Source organism: Bradyrhizobium genosp. SA-4 str. CB756 (genome assembly GCF_000473125.1).
GTDB classification, from domain to species: Bacteria; Pseudomonadota; Alphaproteobacteria; order Rhizobiales; family Xanthobacteraceae; genus Bradyrhizobium; species Bradyrhizobium arachidis.
This window is the reverse complement of record NZ_KI421499.1, coordinates 1,281,358-1,299,057: the sequence shown is the minus strand read 5'-3', so window position 1 is coordinate 1,299,057 and position 17,700 is coordinate 1,281,358. Positions and strand designations below refer to the sequence as shown.

The 17,700-nt window shown below is 64.4% G+C and carries 16 protein-coding genes and 1 pseudogene; 8 read left to right on the top strand and 9 right to left on the bottom strand.

All coding sequences use genetic code 11. From position 1 onward, the window contains the following. Positions 1-74: 74 nt before the first annotated feature. Positions 75-269: pseudogene (locus BRAGE_RS0106270) on the bottom strand (arylsulfatase); the annotation flags it as partial. Positions 270-543: 274 nt separating this feature from the next. Between BRAGE_RS0106270 and BRAGE_RS0106265 the strand changes: the two are divergent. Further along, positions 544-942, top strand: a complete 399-nt coding sequence (locus BRAGE_RS0106265) for a hypothetical protein (protein ID WP_027564885.1) — start codon at positions 544-546, stop codon at positions 940-942. 186 nt (positions 943-1,128) lie between these two features. On the opposite strand, the gene BRAGE_RS0106260 is transcribed toward BRAGE_RS0106265, so the two are convergent. Beyond that, positions 1,129-2,166: a glycosyltransferase family 4 protein gene (locus tag BRAGE_RS0106260; protein ID WP_027564886.1), complete on the bottom strand. Its 1,038-nt coding sequence runs from the start codon at positions 2,164-2,166 to the stop codon at positions 1,129-1,131. Between the two features lie 126 nt (positions 2,167-2,292). On the opposite strand from BRAGE_RS0106260, the gene galE reads away from it, so the two are divergent. From galE to BRAGE_RS0106245, 3 genes are all read left to right on the top strand, one after another. After that, the gene (gene galE, locus BRAGE_RS0106255; RefSeq protein WP_027564887.1) at positions 2,293-3,306 is read left to right on the top strand and encodes a UDP-glucose 4-epimerase GalE; all 1,014 of its coding nucleotides are present in this window, start codon (positions 2,293-2,295) and stop codon (positions 3,304-3,306) included. Positions 3,307-3,424: 118 nt separating this feature from the next. Beyond that, on the top strand, positions 3,425-5,227 hold the full coding sequence (locus BRAGE_RS0106250) for an ABC transporter ATP-binding protein (RefSeq protein ID WP_027564888.1): 1,803 nt from the start codon (positions 3,425-3,427) through the stop codon (positions 5,225-5,227). A 37-nt stretch (positions 5,228-5,264) separates the two neighbouring features. After that, positions 5,265-5,966 (top strand): fumarylacetoacetate hydrolase family protein, encoded by a 702-nt coding sequence (locus BRAGE_RS0106245; RefSeq protein WP_027564889.1) that lies wholly within the window; start codon positions 5,265-5,267, stop codon positions 5,964-5,966. 455 nt (positions 5,967-6,421) lie between these two features. On the opposite strand, the gene BRAGE_RS0106240 is transcribed toward BRAGE_RS0106245, so the two are convergent. Continuing rightward, positions 6,422-6,880, bottom strand: coding sequence for a YybH family protein (locus BRAGE_RS0106240; RefSeq protein ID WP_027564890.1), 459 nt, complete (start codon positions 6,878-6,880; stop codon positions 6,422-6,424). A gap of 136 nt (positions 6,881-7,016) precedes the next feature. Here BRAGE_RS0106240 and BRAGE_RS0106235 point away from each other — a divergent pair, with 136 nt between their 5' ends. Further along, positions 7,017-7,829, top strand: coding sequence for a uridine kinase (locus tag BRAGE_RS0106235; RefSeq protein WP_027564891.1), 813 nt, complete (start codon positions 7,017-7,019; stop codon positions 7,827-7,829). A 13-nt stretch (positions 7,830-7,842) separates the two neighbouring features. Next, positions 7,843-8,670, top strand: a complete 828-nt coding sequence (locus BRAGE_RS0106230; RefSeq protein WP_027564892.1) for a molybdenum storage protein subunit alpha — start codon at positions 7,843-7,845, stop codon at positions 8,668-8,670. Between the two features lie 78 nt (positions 8,671-8,748). Here the strand turns inward: BRAGE_RS0106230 and BRAGE_RS0106225 are convergent, their stop codons facing one another. From BRAGE_RS0106225 to BRAGE_RS0106215, 3 genes are all read right to left on the bottom strand, one after another. Continuing rightward, on the bottom strand, positions 8,749-9,678 hold the full coding sequence (locus BRAGE_RS0106225) for an aspartyl/asparaginyl beta-hydroxylase domain-containing protein (RefSeq protein WP_027564893.1): 930 nt from the start codon (positions 9,676-9,678) through the stop codon (positions 8,749-8,751). A 143-nt stretch (positions 9,679-9,821) separates the two neighbouring features. After that, on the bottom strand, positions 9,822-9,977 hold the full coding sequence (locus BRAGE_RS55705; protein ID WP_014493894.1) for a hypothetical protein: 156 nt from the start codon (positions 9,975-9,977) through the stop codon (positions 9,822-9,824). A gap of 146 nt (positions 9,978-10,123) precedes the next feature. Continuing rightward, positions 10,124-11,047, bottom strand: coding sequence for a LysR family transcriptional regulator (locus tag BRAGE_RS0106215; protein WP_027564894.1), 924 nt, complete (start codon positions 11,045-11,047; stop codon positions 10,124-10,126). A 207-nt stretch (positions 11,048-11,254) separates the two neighbouring features. Between BRAGE_RS0106215 and BRAGE_RS0106210 the strand changes: the two genes are divergently transcribed. Both BRAGE_RS0106210 and BRAGE_RS0106205 read left to right on the top strand, forming a co-directional pair. Next, entirely contained in the window at positions 11,255-11,965 is a 711-nt protein-coding gene (locus BRAGE_RS0106210; protein ID WP_027564895.1) for an SDR family NAD(P)-dependent oxidoreductase, read from the top strand. Between the two features lie 106 nt (positions 11,966-12,071). Continuing rightward, the gene (locus BRAGE_RS0106205; RefSeq protein ID WP_027564896.1) at positions 12,072-13,295 is read left to right on the top strand and encodes an MFS transporter; all 1,224 of its coding nucleotides are present in this window, start codon (positions 12,072-12,074) and stop codon (positions 13,293-13,295) included. A gap of 18 nt (positions 13,296-13,313) precedes the next feature. Here BRAGE_RS0106205 and BRAGE_RS0106200 read toward each other — a convergent pair whose 3' ends face one another. The 3 genes from BRAGE_RS0106200 to metK form a co-directional block, all read right to left on the bottom strand. Beyond that, on the bottom strand, positions 13,314-14,774 hold the full coding sequence (locus tag BRAGE_RS0106200; RefSeq protein ID WP_027564897.1) for a flavin-containing monooxygenase: 1,461 nt from the start codon (positions 14,772-14,774) through the stop codon (positions 13,314-13,316). Between the two features lie 160 nt (positions 14,775-14,934). Further along, positions 14,935-16,356, bottom strand: a complete 1,422-nt coding sequence (gene ahcY / locus BRAGE_RS0106195) for an adenosylhomocysteinase (protein WP_027564898.1) — start codon at positions 16,354-16,356, stop codon at positions 14,935-14,937. Positions 16,357-16,479: 123 nt separating this feature from the next. Next, positions 16,480-17,676, bottom strand: coding sequence for a methionine adenosyltransferase (gene metK, locus BRAGE_RS0106190; protein WP_027564899.1), 1,197 nt, complete (start codon positions 17,674-17,676; stop codon positions 16,480-16,482). Between the last annotated feature and the right edge of the window lie 24 nt (positions 17,677-17,700).

Genomic DNA, 17,700 nt, shown 5'->3' with positions numbered 1-17,700 from the left:
TTGCTGCACGTCGCCTCAGGGCGCTGGCCGGCCCGTATCCGGGCCGCCCCATTCATGACGATCGTCAACACAGCTCATTTTGCCATCGCCGTTCTTGCAGCCTCGATTTTGGCCTTGACGGCATCGAGGTTGAAGCTCGCGCCCTTCTGCATCGGCGGAAATGTAATCGCGGTCATTGCCAACTTCTCGACCTCGTGCTGGACGAACACGAAGCGCCAGAACTCGTATTTGAACCAGTCGAAGTATTGCCGCGCGCCATATTTGGTGCCGTAGCAGACAGGCAACTTCAGGATTGATCCAGATCAAGAGAACACAGGCTGCGGCGCATAGTCCTTGCCATGATGATCGAACGCCCGTCAGTTCGGAAGACACCGAGGCGCAAAGACATTCGAGCGCATGGCGGAGAAAGGGCAGCGCAGCTGTCACTTGCCGGGGCTGAACCGGGGTCACATCGATCACGCCCGATACGAAGGACCACGTCTTACTGCGCGCTGCATCGAAGAGGCTGATTGTGCGACCTTGCCCCTCTAGTCGGAGAGTTTCATGAGGACCTTCAATCCCCTGGTGACGGTATTACTTCTCGTGACGCAATCGGCCGCGATACAGGCTGCGGATTTGAATGGAGCCTGGTCGATCGACGCCTCGGCCTGTGGCCAAATGTTCACCAAAGAGAACGACAAGCTCGCCTTCAAGAAAGATGCCGATCTCCACGCCGGCGGCTTGATCGTCCAGGGCAAGCAAATCACCGGCACATTTGAAAAATGCACCGTCAGATCATTGCGCGAAGATGGGCCAAACATGCGGCTGATCGCGTCGTGCTCGGACGGCGTCTCGATTTCAGACGTGACATTCGATCTGACATTCTCCGGCGAAAACAACATCACGCTCAGCTCAAAGGACCCGGTGCCGGTGCAAATGCCGTATGTGCGCTGCCCAATGTGAAGCTGACTGCGCACGGCCGTCGAGGCGGTGCCGATGATGACATCATGCCGGTGTTTTGCCCGACGAGTCAACGGGATTTCGTAAAATCCGCATTCGCCGATCACGAGCCATTGATTCTGCTGGCACCGGCTACTGTGCATGGGGTTGTTTTCGAACTTCTCGTTTGCGGCCGGTGAAAACGATGGCTCACAGCAGCGGCCGATAGACCTCGCCGATCCGCTTTGCTTCCGCATCGAGGCTGAATTGATCGAGCACCCGTGCCCGCCCACGCTCGCCCATCGCCGTTGCGGCCGCCACATCGCGCATCAACGGCTCCACGGCCGCAGCTAACGCATCAGCGTCACCCGTCGGGATCAGCACGCCGGTCACGCCATCCTCAACCACGAGCTCGGCGGCGCCGGCGCGGGCGGCGACCAGTGCGCTGCCAGTCGCCATCGCCTCGATCAGGGTCAGGCCAAAGCCTTCGTTGCGCGAGGTGAAGGCGTAGATGGTCAGCCGCTGATACCAGCGCTGCACGTCCTCGATCGGCAATTCGCCGGTGATGATGATGCGCGATTGCAGGCCGGCGGCCTCGATGCGCTTCTTCAGGTCATTTGCGAACGGCGTCTGCTCCGGCGTGATCTGGCCGACGATGACGGCGGTGAAATCCGGATAGCGCGGCAACAGCCGGCACATCGCATCGACGAACAGGTCGGTGCCCTTCTGCGCGCGGACGCGGCCGAAGCAGCCGATGGCGTAACGGCCCGGCAGCGCGGCTTCCGCGAACGCAGCGGCGCGATCGATCGGCGGCGCGTAGACGTCGGTGTCGACGCCATGCGGGATCACGCTGGACTTCACCTTCAGGAACGAGGCCGAGATGTCGCTCGTCGCGATGATCGCGTCCATGCGGCGGATCAGCCAGCGTGTGATCCAGGTGTGATGCCGCTGCGCGGCCGAGGTGAAGACGAGCTTGAGCGGCCAGCCGAGCGCGCGCAGCACGACGCCTGCGATCATCTCGTTGTTGCGCCGCGCGTGCCAGATCAGCGGCCTCCTGCGCCGCCACAATTTCAGGAGATCGGCACTGCTCATCCGTGCGATCCCCTCCGGCGCGTCGGTGCCGAACCAGGCCGCACGAAACAGCTTCGCCAGCCGCGGCGCCACCATTCGGTTGGTCGCGGTGACCCCGGAATAGCGCCTGTGCAGATTTGGCACGATCAGTTCGAGATCGCCGGGGGAATTCGCCACGTCACACTCCGTTTCGCAAAGTCCCTATACGCAACATTAAGCATAGTGACCAGTTCGGCCGCGCCGATACCCCCTCTTCACCACGCAAACGCTAGCATCCCGCGTTGATCGAAGACGGGTGAGATCATGACTGTGCTAGTCACCGGCGGTGCCGGCTATATCGGAAGTCACACGGTTCTGGCGCTGGCGGAAGCCGGCGAGGATGTCGTCGTGATCGACGATCTCTCGACCGGTTTCTCCGCTTACCTGCCCGAAGGCGTGCCCCTGTTCATTGGCGATGCCGGCGACGAGAACCTGCTCGAAGGCGTGATCGCCCAGCACGACATCGAGAGCATCATCCATTTCGCCGGCTCGGTCGTCGTGCCGGATTCGATGCGCGATCCGCTCGGCTATTACCGCAACAATTTCATGACCGCGCGCAATCTGCTCAACGTCGCGGTCAAGCGCGGCATCGGCCGCTTCATCTTCTCCTCGACCGCCGCGGTCTACGGTAATCCGGACCAGGTGCCGGTGCCCGAGCACGCGCCGACGCGGCCGCTGTCGCCTTACGGCTCCTCGAAGCTGATGACCGAGATCATGCTGCACGACGTCGCCGCCGCCTTCGGCATGCAGTACGTGACCTTGCGGTACTTCAATGTCGCCGGCGCCGATCCGCAGGCGCGCATCGGCCTTGCCACCGTCGGCGCCACGCACCTGCTCAAGATCGCGGTGGAGGCTGCGACCGGCCAGCGCGCCAAGATCGACGTGTTCGGCACCGACTATCCGACTCCGGACGGCAGTTGCATCCGCGACTTCATCCACGTCAGCGACCTCTCGCAGGCGCATCGCTCGGCCCTGGCGTACCTGCGCAATGGCGGCGCCTCGACCACGCTGAATTGCGGCTATGGCCGCGGCTATTCGGTGCTGGAGACCATCGACGCGGTGCGCCGGGTTTCAGGCCGCAGCTTCGCCGTGCAATACGCCCCGCGCCGGCCCGGCGACATCATGACCATGGTCGCCGACACCAGCCGCATCCGCGGCCTGCTCGACTGGAAGCCGCAATATGACGACCTCGAGACCATCGCGGCCCACGCGCTGGCCTGGGAGGACAAGCTGTTCCGCGAGCGCCATGGCGAAGTCCGCCACGCCGCCTCGGCCTAAAATCCATCCCCGCACAAGTCCTTAATTGGACTTGAAAAGCGGAGCTTTAGCGGGCACAGAGGCCATTCGATCCCTGACGCGCAGGCAGGCTTTTCCCTGCGCCGTCAATGGACACCGGATGGCCCAGTTTCCAAAGAAAATCACTGACGATCCCTATGCGGCAGCGGTCCTGATTCGCCGCCTGGTCATGGAACAGGGCGTCGTCTACTGGCGGCGCTACCTGGTTGCCTTTTCGCTGATGGCGCTCGCCGCCGGCGCGACCGCGGCTGCGACCTATGTGCTCGGCCAGGTCATCAACCAGGCCTATGTCGACAAGAACGTCCCGGGCATCGCGATGTTCTCCGGCATCACTGTGATCCTGCTCTTCATCAAGGGCGTGGCGACCTACGGCCACATGGTGATCCTGACCAAGATCAGCAACGCGATCCTTGCCACCAACCAGCGCCAGCTGTTCGCCAAGTTGATGCGCGAGAGCGTCGGCTTCTTCTCCGAGCGGCATTCGTCCGAATTCCTGGCGCGGCTGACGGCCGGCGCCAAGTCGATCACCGACGTGCTCAACATGCTGGTCAACGCCGTCGGCCGCGACTTGCTGATGCTGCTCGCCATGATCGGCGTGATGGTGTGGCAGGATCCGCTGATGACGTTCATCGGCCTCGTCGCAGTGCCGCCGGCGATGCTGGTGCTGCGCAAGCTGGTCAAGCGCATCAAGGGCCTCGCCTACAACCAGTTCACCGGCACCGCCGACATCATGGAGACGATGCAGGAATCGCTGCAAGGCATCCGCACCGTCAAGGCGTTCACGCTCGAAGAGACCATGCAGAGCCGCATCGACGAGAACATCGCGATCGTCGAGCGCAATGCCAACAAGATGGCCCGCGTCGCCAACCGCTCGAACCCGCTGATGGAGATGCTCGGCGGCTTCGCCGTCGCCGGCTGCCTGATGTACGGCGGCTATGCCGTGGTCGCGCTCAACGCCACGCCCGGCGCGTTCTTCTCATTCATGACTGCGTTCCTGATGGCGACCGAGCCGGCCAAGCGGCTGGCGCGGCTCAACATCGATCTCAACAGCCAGCTGGTCGGCGCACGCATGCTGCTCGAGGTCGTCGACAGCCCGGCGAGCGAGCATTCCGACGACGACAAGCCGGCGCTGAAGCTCACCGACGCCCGCATCGAGCTGCGCGACGTCAGCTTCTCCTATCGCAACGGCGAGACCGTCCTCAACCGCATGAGCTTTGTGGCCGAGCCCGGCAAGGTCACCGCGCTGGTCGGCCCCTCCGGCGGCGGCAAGTCGACCGTGCTGGCATTGCTGCTGCGGTTCTACGAGGTGACGCAAGGCGACATCGTGATCGACGGCCAGTCGATCGGCGCGGTCTCGCGCAAGTCGCTGCGGGCGCAGACTGCCTATGTCGGCCAGGACGTCTATCTGTTCCGCGACACCATCCGCAACAACATCGCCTTCGGCAAGCCCGGCGCGAGCGAGACCGAGATCATCGAAGCTGCGAAAGCGGCCTGCGCGCATGATTTCATCATGAGTTTCCCGCTCGGCTACGACACGCCGGTCGGCGAGCACGGCACACAGCTCTCCGGCGGCCAGCGTCAGCGCATCGCGGTGGCGCGCGCGTTGATCAAGAACGCGCCGATCATCCTCCTGGACGAAGCCACCGCCGCGCTCGATTCCGAATCCGAGCGGCAGGTGCAGGAGGCGATCGAGCACCTCTGCCAGAACCGCACCACCATCGTGATCGCGCACCGCCTGCACACCATCATGCACGCCGACAGCATCCTGGTGGTCGAGGGCGGCGAGATCGTCGAGCGGGGCCGTCACGACGAGCTCCTGCGCCGCGGCGGGCGCTATGCCTCGTTCTTCCGGCTGCAACATCACGATGCCGGCGCTCTGGCGCCGATCAGCGCAACCGCATAGAGTTCCTCATCAACCTCAAGAGCAGCGAGATCGCTCCATGAACGCCGCCTCCTATGTCATCCCGCTTCCGCCCCAGGCTTCGCTTCCCGTCGTCGGCGAGGCCGGCCGCTATCCCGTGCGCCGCATCTGGTGCGTCGGCCGCAACTATCTCGAGCACATCCGCGAGATGGGCAATGACGAGCGTGCCCCGCCGTTCTTCTTCGCCAAGCACGCGGACATGCTGGTGCCCGACGGCACCACCATCCCGTATCCGCCGCTGACCAAGGATTTCCATCACGAGGTCGAGCTGATCGTCGCGCTCAAGAGCGGCGGCCTCAACATTCCCGCCGACAAGGCGCTCGATCACGTCTACGGCTATGCCGTCGGCATCGACCTCACCCGCCGCGACCTCCAGATCGCCTCGCGCAAGAAGGAGCGTCCGTGGGAGATCGGCAAGTCGTTCGACGGCTCCGCGCCCGCCTCTGCGGTGCAGCCGGCTTCGAAGATCGGCCACCCCTCGCAGGGCAAGATCTGGCTCACGGTCAACGGCAAGGAAGCCCAGAAGGGCGACCTCAATGAGATGATCTGGAACGTGCCCGAGATCATCTGGCAGCTCTCGCAGCAAGTGAAGCTCGCCGCCGGCGACATCATCATGACGGGTACCCCCGCCGGCGTGTCGCAGCTCCAGCCCGGCGACAAGCTCGAATGCGGCGTCGACGGCGTCGGCACGCTGAAGGTGAACATCGGCCAGGCGGAATAGCGCCACACTGCGGCTTCGAACGACAAAGCCCCGGAGCGCACCTCCGGGGCTTTTACATGCATCGTCGCGAAAGCATCGCAATCGACTTCACGGCGATGCCTGTTTTCACTCCTTGTACTGACCGCTAGAGCATATCCACCAAGTATTGGTGCCGGCCCCGGTCCGTTCCCTGATTAATTTAGTGCATTCATTATAGGTTGTGACACCCGGCAATCTGCACGGGCGTGGCGAGAGACCGGGCCAACTTGTCCCCGAGCATCCCGAGCCGCTATCGGTGGCCTCCTGGATCGCGTGCTTTGGCGCGGCACTTACCATTGCAGTTGTGGCTGTCGCGAGCACCAGGCTCGCAACTATGTACGATATCGCCTTCATGCCCCCCAACAGTTGAGATGAAGACATACCACAACCACGTGCGATCGTCATCAGTAAGAGCGCGCGCGGGGATTGGATTTCCGCTACCAGGCCTTCACGGACCGGTTGGCGTGAGACGTCTGGGGGACACCGCGATTGAGCGACATGTGCGAATGGACGCACAGCCACCCATCGCCATTTTTCGAAAACACCATGGTCGCCCGGCCCGGACGCGGGAACGCGCTGCCATCGGGGTGATAGCCCGTGCTCGTCCACGGCGCGATCACCGTCGCCATCGTGCCGTCGGGGGATGCCAGGATCGAGACCTGCTCGAGGATGAATCGAAAGTCGGTCGTCTTCGGCCAGACGTTGTCCCATTGCGTTTTGACCCATTGGTCGAGGCCGGGGATGACGTCGTTATGCGTGCCGAAGGCCAGCACGTCCGGATGAAAGAGCGGTCGCGCCGAGGCGTAGTCGACCTCGCGGACATAGCCGGCGAAGGTTTCCAGCCACTGGCGGAAGAACTGCGTGATCTCGGGGGTCGCGGTTGGCAAGGAGGCCATTCGCCTGCTCCAAATTCAGCCGTAGAATGCTGGCAATCTTGTTGCCATGGGCCGAACTATCCAGCAAGACTCGCCCCAGCGGTCAGGACCGACGAGGCCACCGTAGAGAACGCATTGACAACGAGAGGTGTCTCTGATGTCGACGACGACCACCGAGCTCGAAGCACTGCTGATGCAGCGCTCGCTCGCCGACCCGCAGCTTGTGGCCGCAACGGAGAAGGCTTCGGATTTCCGCATCCTCCCGGATGCGACCGTCATCAAGATCGGCGGCCAGAGCATGATCGATCGCGGCCGTGCCGCGGTCTATCCGGTCGTCGAGGAGATCGTCGCGGCCCGCAAGGCGCACAAGCTGCTGATCGGCACCGGCGCCGGCACGCGCGCGCGGCATCTCTATTCGATCGCGGCCGGGCTTCGCCTGCCGGCCGGCGTGCTGTCGCAGCTCGGCGCTTCCGTTGCCGACCAGAACGCCGCGATGCTCGGACAGCTGCTCGCCAAGCACGGCATCTCCGCCGTCTCGAGCGCGGGACTTTCGTCGGTGCCGCTGTTCCTTGCCGAGGTCAACGCGGTGATCTTCAGCGGCATGCCGCCCTACAGCCTGTGGATGCGTCCCGCGGCCGAAGGCGTGATCCCGCCCTACCGCACCGATGCCGGCTGCTTCCTCGTCGCCGAGCAATTCGGCTGCAAGGCGATGATCTATGTGAAGGACGAGAACGGCCTCTACACCGCCAACCCGAAGACGTCGAAGAACGCGACCTTCATCCCGAAAATCTCTGTCGCGGAGATGAAGGCGAAGGGCCTGCAGGATTCAATCCTCGAATTCCCGGTGCTCGATCTGCTCACCGCCTCGCGCCATGTCCGCGAGGTGCAGATCATCAACGGCCTCGTCCCCGGCAATCTCACCCGCGCGCTCGCGGGCGAGCACGTCGGTACCATCATCACCGCGAGCTGAAGAGCACCCCGTCATGGCTGACACCAACCAGATCAAGCACGTCGCCTCGCCGCTCGCGCGCCAGACTCTTCTGGACAGCGACCTCACCCGTCCCGTCGCCGGCAACCGCCCGATCAAGCTGCTACCCTGGCTGCAGGTGATCAAGATCGGCGGCCGCGTCATGGACCGCGGCCACGAGGCGATCCTGCCGCTCGTCGACGAGCTGCGCGCGCTGCTGCCCGAGCATCGCCTCCTGATCCTGACCGGGGCCGGCATCCGCGCCCGCCATCTCTACAGCGTCGGCCTCGACCTCGGCCTTCCCGTTGGCTCGCTCGCCCCGCTCGCGGCCAGCGAGGCCGGCCAGAACGGCCATATCCTCGCAAGCCTGCTCGCGCCGGAGGGCGTCTCCTATGTCGAGCATCCCACCATCGCGAGCCAGCTCGCGATCCACCTCCAGGCGGCCCGCGCGGTCGTCGGCAGCGCCTTCCCGCCCTACCACCATCACGAATTCCCGACCACGCGCATCCCGCTGCATCGGGCCGATACCGGCGCCTTCCTGCTGGCGGACGCACTCGGGGCTGCCGGTCTCACGATCGTGGAAGATGTCGATGGCGTCTACACCGACGACCCCAACGGCGCCGATGGCAAGAAGGCTGAGCTCTTGAAGGAGACCAGCTTCATCGAGCTTGCCAAGCTCAAGGGCACGCTGCCGTTCGATCCCGCGCTCCTCGAGGTGATGGCGAATGCACGCCACATCGCGCGCGTGCAGGTCGTCAACGGCCTCGTGCCCGGCCGCATCAGCGCGGCGCTGCGCGGGCAGCATGTGGGCACGATCATCAACACCGGCGCCAAGCCGGTGTGATCACGACCAGAGCCCATCCATAATAAGAAAGCCCCGGAAAATCACTCCGGGGCTTTTTGAGTCCGCTCGTAGGGCGGATTACCGCAACGCCGACAACACGATCAGGCCGAGGATCAGCGCCGTCAGCGAGTACTTCAGCGTGTAATAGACGTTGCGGTTCCACTCCTTGACCTTGCGGCTGCCGAGATGGATCTCGTAGAGCTTGCCGAACACCTTGTTGAGCACGCCGACATTCTCGCCCTCGACGTTTTGGGTCGCCGACGCCTTGACGATGTGATGGCTGACCCAGCGGTTGATCGCGGTCATGAAGCCGTACTTCATCGGGCGCTCGACGTCACAGAACAGGATGATGCGGTTGACGTCGGTCTGATTCTCGGCGCTGTGGATGAAGGTTTCGTCGAACATGAAGGCCTCGCCGTCACGCCAGACGCATTCGACGCCGTCGACCAGGATACGGCACTTGTTCGAGTTCGGCGTAACGAGACCGAGGTGATAGCGCAGCGAGCCCGCGAACGGATCGCGGTGGGCGCCGAGCTTGCCGCCTGGGGGCAGCATCGCGAACATCGCGCCGTGCACGCTCGGGATCGACTTGAGCAGCTCCACCGTCTTCGGGCACAGCGTGTTCGCCGACGGCAGGAAGTCGTCGTACCATTTCAGGTAAAACCGTTTCCAGCCGCTCTTGAAGAACGAGTAGAAGCCCCAGTCGTTGTTCTTCGCCGCCGCGCGGATGAAGCCCTCGTCGAACAGGCGCACGGCCTCGTCGCGAATGGTCTCCCAGTTCTCGCTGAGCGGCTTCAGCTCCGGAAACTGATCGACCGAGATCACCGGCTTGTTCGGCACGGCGGAGCCCGCATACATCAGCACGTTGTAGGGTGCGAGATAGGTCGAGTGGTCGCCGAGCTGGCGCGCGAAGCGCAGCCGCTGCTTGCCGCGGAAGTGAACGTAGATTGTCGATGCCGCAAGCACATACAAAATGACAAGTTGCGGCGCAAAAAGCTGTCTCAGCATTTCCCCAAATCCCAAGTGACCCAGCCGGATTGTCGTGTAGCCCGACGCGGCCCGAGCGGCAAGATATTCGCCGGTGGGTTGCAATCACGCTGGGGAGAGCACTCGTACGGAATTTGGGGCTGAAAGGGCCGAAACCGGACGAATCAAGCCCGCGACAGCGCCTGGAGGCCTTTGAAAGTGAGGCGCTTGGGGTCGGTGACGCCGGCGAGATAGAGCCGGCGGATGAAGGCGATGACGGCGTCGCGGTCGCAATCGGTCAGCGCGACGACGGCGTCGACCGCGATCTTCTGGGCTTCCATTGGGCTCACCTCGGCCTTGCGAATAACCCCGGCCGAGGCAGGCTAGGACTCATCCGTAAAATCGGCGTTAACCGTTCCGGAACCATCGCCGATTCGACCGGGCCGCCGTATACGCAAAACAGCGCATTGCGGAGGCGCGAAGCAGCTCAGCGCGCCTTGATGCTCTCCTTCAGCAGCGCAAACTGCTTCTTCAGCCGGGGCACGGCGAAGTCGGTGAAGGCCCGCACCTTGGGCACCGAAAGCCGGCCCTGCGGGCAGATCAGATGTGCCGGCATCTCCGGATCCTCATCGCCGGCCAGCACGATCTCGAGCTCGCCGCGCGCGACCTGCTCGGCCACCTGGTACGAATACATCCGCACCACGCCGCGCCCGGCGACCGCGGACGCCACGGCCGCATAGGTGCTGTTGACGACAAGCCGCGGCGTGAACTGCACGGTGCGGGCGGCGGGCGACCCGGCCTGCGGCGCAAAGGTCCAGGAATTGGGCAGGTGCGCCATCGCGACGATCTGATGTTTGGCGAGATCGCCGGGCTCGGTGATGCGCGGATGCTGCTTCAGATATCGCGGCGCGGCCACCACGATGCGGCTGATCCCGCCGACCCGCATCGCCACCATCGCCGAGTCCGCGAGAGGACCGATGCGCAGCGCGATATCGACCCCCTCCTCGATCAGGTTGACCGCGCGGTCGAACAGCAACAGCTTTGCCGACACGGTCGGATAGGCGTCGAGAAACGCGTCGAGGATCGGCCGCAGCACCATCTCGCCCGAGACAACGGGAGCGGTGATCGTGAGCAGGCCGCGCGGCGCCGTGCGCGGTCCGGCGGCGATGTCGTCGGCTTCCTCCAGCTCGGTGAGCACACGGCGGCAGATTGCGACATAGCGTTCGCCCTCCTCGCTCAGCCTGATCGACCGCGTGGTCCGGTGCAGCAGCTCGGCGCCGACGCGCTCCTCCAGGAAGGCGATGGCGCGGCTCACCGCCGCCGGCGAGCGGCCGAGCTTGCGGCCTGCGGCAGCCAAGCTGCCCTCGTCGACCGCAACGACGAACACCTTCATCGCATCCAGACGATCCATGCCTTCGCGCCGCCCCTTCACATTCCGGTGACAGGCTAGGCGTTCGCCCCCGCCGCGACAACCTCCGTCGGGCGCCGATCCGGCATTCCCTCGCACCGCGTAACAGTGTCTGCCGGACAACGTGTATTCGCGGCCGGGGCACTGCGGCGTAACCCAGCGGGCAAGCCAGCCGCTGCTGGCGCAGGTCTTCAACAACAGGAGCCCGTCATGGGTATCGAGCAGAAGGTCGCCATCATCACCGGTGCATCGCAGGGCATCGGCGCCGCCCTGGTCCAGGGTTTCCGCGATCGCAACTATCGCGTCGTCGCAACGGCACGCTCCATCAAGCCGTCGGGCAACGATGATGTCCTCGCCGTTGCCGGCGACATTGCCGACCGCACCACCGCCGAACGCGTTGTTCAGCAGGCCGTCGCCCGCTTCGGCCGGGTCGACACGCTGGTCAACAATGCCGGCATCTTCGTCGCAAAGCCGTTCACGCAGTACACGGCCGAGGACTATGCGGCGGTGATGGGCACCAACGTCGCGGGGTTCTTCAACGTCACGCAGCTTGCCATCGCCGAGATGGAGAAGCAGGGTTCGGGTCACATCGTCCAGATCACGACCACGCTGGTCGATCAGGCCAATTCCAACGTGCCCTCGGTGCTGGCCTCGCTGAGCAAGGGCGGATTGAGTGCCGCGACCAAATCGCTCGCGATCGAATACGCCAGGCGCGGCATCCGCGTGAACGCGGTGTCGCCCGGCATCATCAAGTCGCCGATGCACCCCGTCGCGACGCACGCGCAGTACGGCGCGCTGCATCCGATGGGCCACATGGGCGAGATGTCCGACATCGTCGATGCCGTGCTCTATCTCGAGGGTGCCTCCTTCGTCACCGGCGAGATCCTGCATGTCGACGGCGGCCAGAGCGCCGGCCACTAGGGCCTGACGAGGACCACAATGCCGGCCTGCCCGCGCTGGAATTCCGGCGCCGCCGCGCAGCCCGGACCGGATGATCCGCGTGCCATCGTGCGCGCAGGAGGATGACATGACACAGACGAAGCAACACATGGAGACCCGGCTGCATCAGCAGCCGGGGACAGATTCGCAATCAACCTGGCGCTATGCGATGGCCGGCTTGTCCGCATCACTGGTCGGGCTTGGCCTCGCGCGGTTTTCCTACACGCCGCTGATCCCGGCCCTGATCGCCGCAAAGTGGTTCAGCGCCTCCGACGTCGTCTATCTCGGCGCAGCGAACCTCGCCGGCTATCTCGCCGGCGCGCTCACGGCGCGCGCTGTGGCCGCACGCATCGGCGCAGTCCGCGCGCTGCGGGCGATGATGTTGCTCGCGACCCTCTCCTTCTTCGCCAGCGCAACGCCGGTATCGTTCACCTGGTTCTTCGCGTGGCGCTTCCTCTCCGGCCTCACCGGCGGCATCATCATGGTGCTGGCGGCCTCTGTCATTCTGCCGCACACGTCAACCGCGCGGCGCGGAATTGTCGGCGGCGTGATCTTCGCAGGGGTTGGCCTCGGCGTCGCCGCATCTGGCACACTGGTGCCGCTGCTGCTGCAACAGGGCTTGCAGCAGAGCTGGTATGGTCTCGGCGTGCTCTCGGCGCTCCTCACCCTCGCGAGCTGGTGGAACTGGCCTGCGGAAGCCAAGGCCGATGCCGCACCTTCGCATCAAGCAAAGCACCACCCCACCTCGCCCGCCGCCCGCGCGCTGCTGGTCCAATACGGCCTCAATGCGGTGGCCTTGGTGCCGCACATGGTCTTCATCGTCGATTTCGTCGCGCGCGGCCTCGGCCAAGGCATTGCCGCGGGCTCGCGCTACTGGGTGCTATACGGCCTCGGCGCCATCGTCGGACCGCTGGTCACCGGCCATCTCGGTGATCGTTCGGGCTTCGGGCCGGCGCTACGCGCGGCGTTCCTGGTCGAAGCGGCCGCCGTGCTGCTGCCCACCGTCAGCACCGCGCCGCTCTCGCTGATCGTGTCGAGCGTCGTGGTCGGCGGTTTCACGCCGGGCATCGTGCCACTGGTGCTCGGACGCATCCATGAGCTCGTGCCGCACTCCACCGGGCAGCAGCGCGCGACGTGGAGCCATGCCACCACGAGCTTTGCGCTGTTCCAGGCAGCCGCCGCTTACGGCTTCTCCTGGATCTACGCGCAGACCGGCGGCGACTATCTCGTGCTGTTCGCCCTCGGCGGCGGCGCCGCGGTGCTCGCGCTCGCGATCGACCTTGGCCTCGCGCTCACCATGCGCAAGGCATAGAAGCGGACGGCGGCGTGATCAGGAATACTGCATCACGCCGTCGTCGATCCGGCCGAAACGCAACGAGACGATGTCGAGCGCGTAGTTCTGGTAGAGCCGCCACGGCCGCTTCGAGCCCTGCTTGGGCATTTTCGCGACCGAGCGCTGCACATAGCCCGAGGTGAAATCGAGCGACGGCTGGGCGGTGATATCAGGGTCGTCATTGTGCGGCATGCACTGGCGGAAATTCTGCCGGTCCATGTAGTTGATGAGCCGGCAGACATATTCGCAGGTGAGATCGCATTTCAGCGTCCAGGACGCGTTGGTGTAGCCGAAGGCCGAGGCCATGTTCGGCACGTCGGCGTACATCATGCCCTTGTAGGTCAGCGTTTTGGCGAAATCGACCACGCGGCCGTCGACGCTGACCTCGAGGCCGCCGACGGCCTGGAGCACCAGTCCCGTCGCCGTCACGATGATGTCGGCTGCGAGCTCGCTGCCGTCCTTGAGGCGGATGCCGTCGCGGATAAAGGTGTCGATCTCGTTGGTCACGACGGCGGCGCGCTTTTCGCGGATCGCCTTGAACAGATCTCCGTCGGGCACGAGGCACAGCCGCTGGTCCCAGGGATTGTAGCGCGGCGTGAAATGGGTCGCGACGTCGTAGTCGGGCCCAAGTGCCATTTGCACGCCCTTGAGGATGAGGTCCTTCACCTTGGCGGGCCGTCGCCGGCTGAGCTGGAAGAAGAACATCCCCCACATCACGTTGCGCCAGCGGATGACATGATATGCCAGCCGCGTCGGCAGGTTGCGGCGCAGTCTGTTGGCGACGGGATCCTGCGCCGGGCGGGACACCACATAGGTCGGCGAGCGCTGCAGCATGGTGACCTGCGCCGCTTTCTTGGCGAGCGCCGGCACCAGCGTCACCGCGGTCGCACCGGAGCCGATCACGACGACGCGCTTGCCCGCATAGTCGATGTCCTCGGTCCATTTCTGCGGATGCACGATGCGGCCGGCGAAATCGGCAACGCCCTTGAATTCCGGGGTGTAGCCCGCCTCATATTTGTAGTAGCCAGAGCACATGAACAGGAAATTGCAGGTGAAGCGCACCAACTCGGTCGCGCCCTCACCCGTGATGCGCTCGGCCTCGATGGTCCAGCGCGCATCCTGCGTCGACCACGCCGCGCGCTTGACGCGATGACGGAAGCGGATGTGCTTCTCGATGCCGTTCTCGCTAGCGGTCTCGCGCACATAATTCAGGATCTGCGGTCCGTCCGCAATCGCCTTCGGATCGGTCCACGGCTTGAAGGAATAGCCGAGCGTGAACATATCGCTGTCGGAGCGGATGCCGGGATAGCGAAACAGGTCCCAGGTGCCGCCGATGCAGTCGCGCCCCTCCAGGATGACGTAGCTCTTGGTGGGGCACTTCGTCTGCAAATGATAGCCCGCGCCGATCCCTGATAGCCCGGCACCGACGATCAGCACGTCGAAATGTTCTTGTTGCATGGTTTCCTCCGCCGAGGAGGATTGTCCGCCTGCCGCTGCGGGCCGTCAATCGGCAATCAACCGTGCTGCAACTGCAAAGCGAGTTGAATTCCACGTGCCGAAACAACGAAGCCCCGGATCGCTCCGGGGCTTCGCGTCGATCGTCTATCGAACCAGTCAATCAGTAGCGGTAGTGGTCCGACTTGTACGGGCCTTCCTGCTTCACGCCGATGTAGTCGGCCTGGTCCTTGCGCAGCTCGGTGAGCTTGACGCCGATCTTGGCGAGGTGCAGGCGCGCGACCTTCTCGTCGAGCGACTTCGGCAGCACGTAGACTTCCTTCTTGTACTTGCCGTCCTTGTTGTTGGCGAACAGCTCGATCTGCGCCAGCGTCTGGTTGGTGAACGACGCCGACATCACGAAGGACGGATGGCCCATCGCGTTGCCGAGGTTCACGAGCCGGCCTTCCGACAGCAGGATGATGCGGTGCTTGTCGGGGAACTCGATCTCGTCGACCTGCGGCTTGATGTTGGTCCACTTCAGGTTACGCAGACCCGCGATCTGGATCTCGTTGTCGAAGTGGCCGATGTTGCAGACGATGGCGCGATCCTTCATCGCGCGCATGTGGTCGATGGTGATGATGTCCTTGTTGCCGGTCGCGGTGACGAAGATGTCGGCGCGGGGCGCGGCGTCTTCCATGGTCACGACCTCGTAGCCTTCCATCGCGGCTTGCAGCGCGCAGATCGGATCGACTTCCGACACCATCACGCGGCAGCCGGCCTGGCGCAGCGAGGCGGCCGAGCCCTTGCCGACGTCGCCGAAGCCCGCGACCATCGCGACCTTGCCCGACATCATCACGTCGGTGCCGCGGCGGATGCCGTCGACCAGCGATTCACGGCAGCCATAGAGGTTGTCGAACTTCGACTTGGTGACGCTGTCGTTGACGTTGATGGCGGGCCACAGCAGCGTGCCGGCCTTCTGCATGTCATAGAGACGATGCACGCCCGTGGTGGTCTCTTCGGAAACGCCCTTGATGCTCTTGGCGATCTCGGCGAAGTAGCCCTTCGGCTTTTCCTTGAGCTGCTTCTTCAGCAGCGCGAAGAAGACTTCCTCTTCCTCGGAGCCGGGCTTGTCGAGGAAGGCGGTGTCGCCGTTCTCGGCGCGCAGACCGAGATGGACGTACATGGTGGCATCGCCGCCGTCATCGAGGATCATGTTCGGGTGACCGCCGCCGTGCCAGTCGAACAGCTTTGCGGTGTAGTCCCAGTAATCCTTCAGCGTCTCGCCCTTGACGGCGAAGACGGGAATGCCGGCGGCCGCGATCGCCGCCGCGGCATGGTCCTGCGTCGAATAGATGTTGCAGGAGACCCAGCGGATGTCGGCGCCGAGCGCGGCCAGCGTTTCGATCAGCACGCCGGTCTGAATTGTCATGTGCAGCGAGCCGGCGATGCGCGCGCCCTTCAGCGGCTGCTTCGGGCCGAACTCCTCGCGGGTGGCCATCAGGCCGGGCATCTCGGTCTCGGCGAGCGAGAGCTCCTTGCGGCCGAAATCGGCGAGCGAAATGTCCTTGACGATGTAATCGGTGAAGCCGGGCTTCGCGTTCATAGGGGGTTCCTGTTTGTTTGGCTCGTCATTCCGGGGCGCTCGTGAAACGAGCGAACCCGGAATCCGGTGGTTCGAGATTCCGGGTTCGCCGCTGTCGCGGCGCCCCGGAATGACGCAAGTGACTTAGAGCGCGCGCTTGAGCGGCTCGACGAGATCGGTCTTCTCCCAGGAGAAGCCGCCCTCGTTGTCCGGCGTGCGGCCGAAATGGCCGTATGCCGAGGTGCGCGCGTAGATCGGGCGGTTGAGGTCGAGATGAGTGCGGATACCGCGCGGGGTCAGGTCCATCGCCTTGGCGGCAGCCTTCTCGAGCTGATCCTCCGACACCTTACCGGTGCCGTGGGTGTCGATGTAGATCGACAGCGGACGCGCAACGCCGATGGCGTAGGCGAGCTGCAGCGTGCAGCGGTCGGCAAGACCGGCCGCGACGATGTTCTTGGCGACGTAGCGGGCGGCATAAGCCGCCGAGCGGTCGACCTTGGTCGGGTCCTTGCCGGAGAACGCGCCGCCGCCATGCGGGGCCGCGCCGCCATAGGTGTCGACGATGATCTTGCGGCCGGTCAGGCCGGAGTCGCCGTCGGGACCGCCGATGTAGAACTTGCCGGTCGGGTTGATGTGCCAGATCGTCTTCGGCGTGATCCAGTCCTTCGGCAGCGCTTCGCGCACATAGGGCTCGACGATGTCGCGGATCTGCTTCGACGAGAGATCCTCGACCAGATGCTGATGCGACACCACGATCTCGCGCACGCCGACCGGCTTGCCGTTCTCGTACTGCACGGTGACCTGGCTCTTGGAGTCCGGACCGAGCACCTTCTCCTTGCCGGAGTGGCGGGCTTCGGAGATGAGACGCAGGATCTTGTGGGCGTAGAAGATCGGCGCCGGCATCAGGTCAGGCGTCTCGTTGGTGGCGTAGCCGAACATGATGCCCTGGTCGCCCGCGCCTTCTTCCTTGACCTCGCCCGGCTGCAGCGCATCGACGCCCTGCGCGATGTCGGCCGACTGCGGATGCAAGAGGATCTCGATGTCGCAGGTCTTCCAGTGGAAGCCGTCCTGCTCGTAGCCGATGTCCTTGATCGCGTTGCGGACGACGCTTTCGATGTGGTCATTGGTGACCGACTTCGGGCCGCGGGTCTCGCCGGCGATCACGACCTTGTTGGTGGTCGCCAGCGTCTCGCAGGCGGCGCGGATCTGCCAGGGGTCGATGCCAGCCTTCGGCCCTTCGCGGTAGAACAGATCGACGATTTCATCGGAGATCCGGTCGCAGACCTTGTCGGGATGGCCTTCGGACACGGACTCGCTGGTGAAGAGATAGGACGCGCGCATCAGTAACCCCTTGTTCCGCCGCCG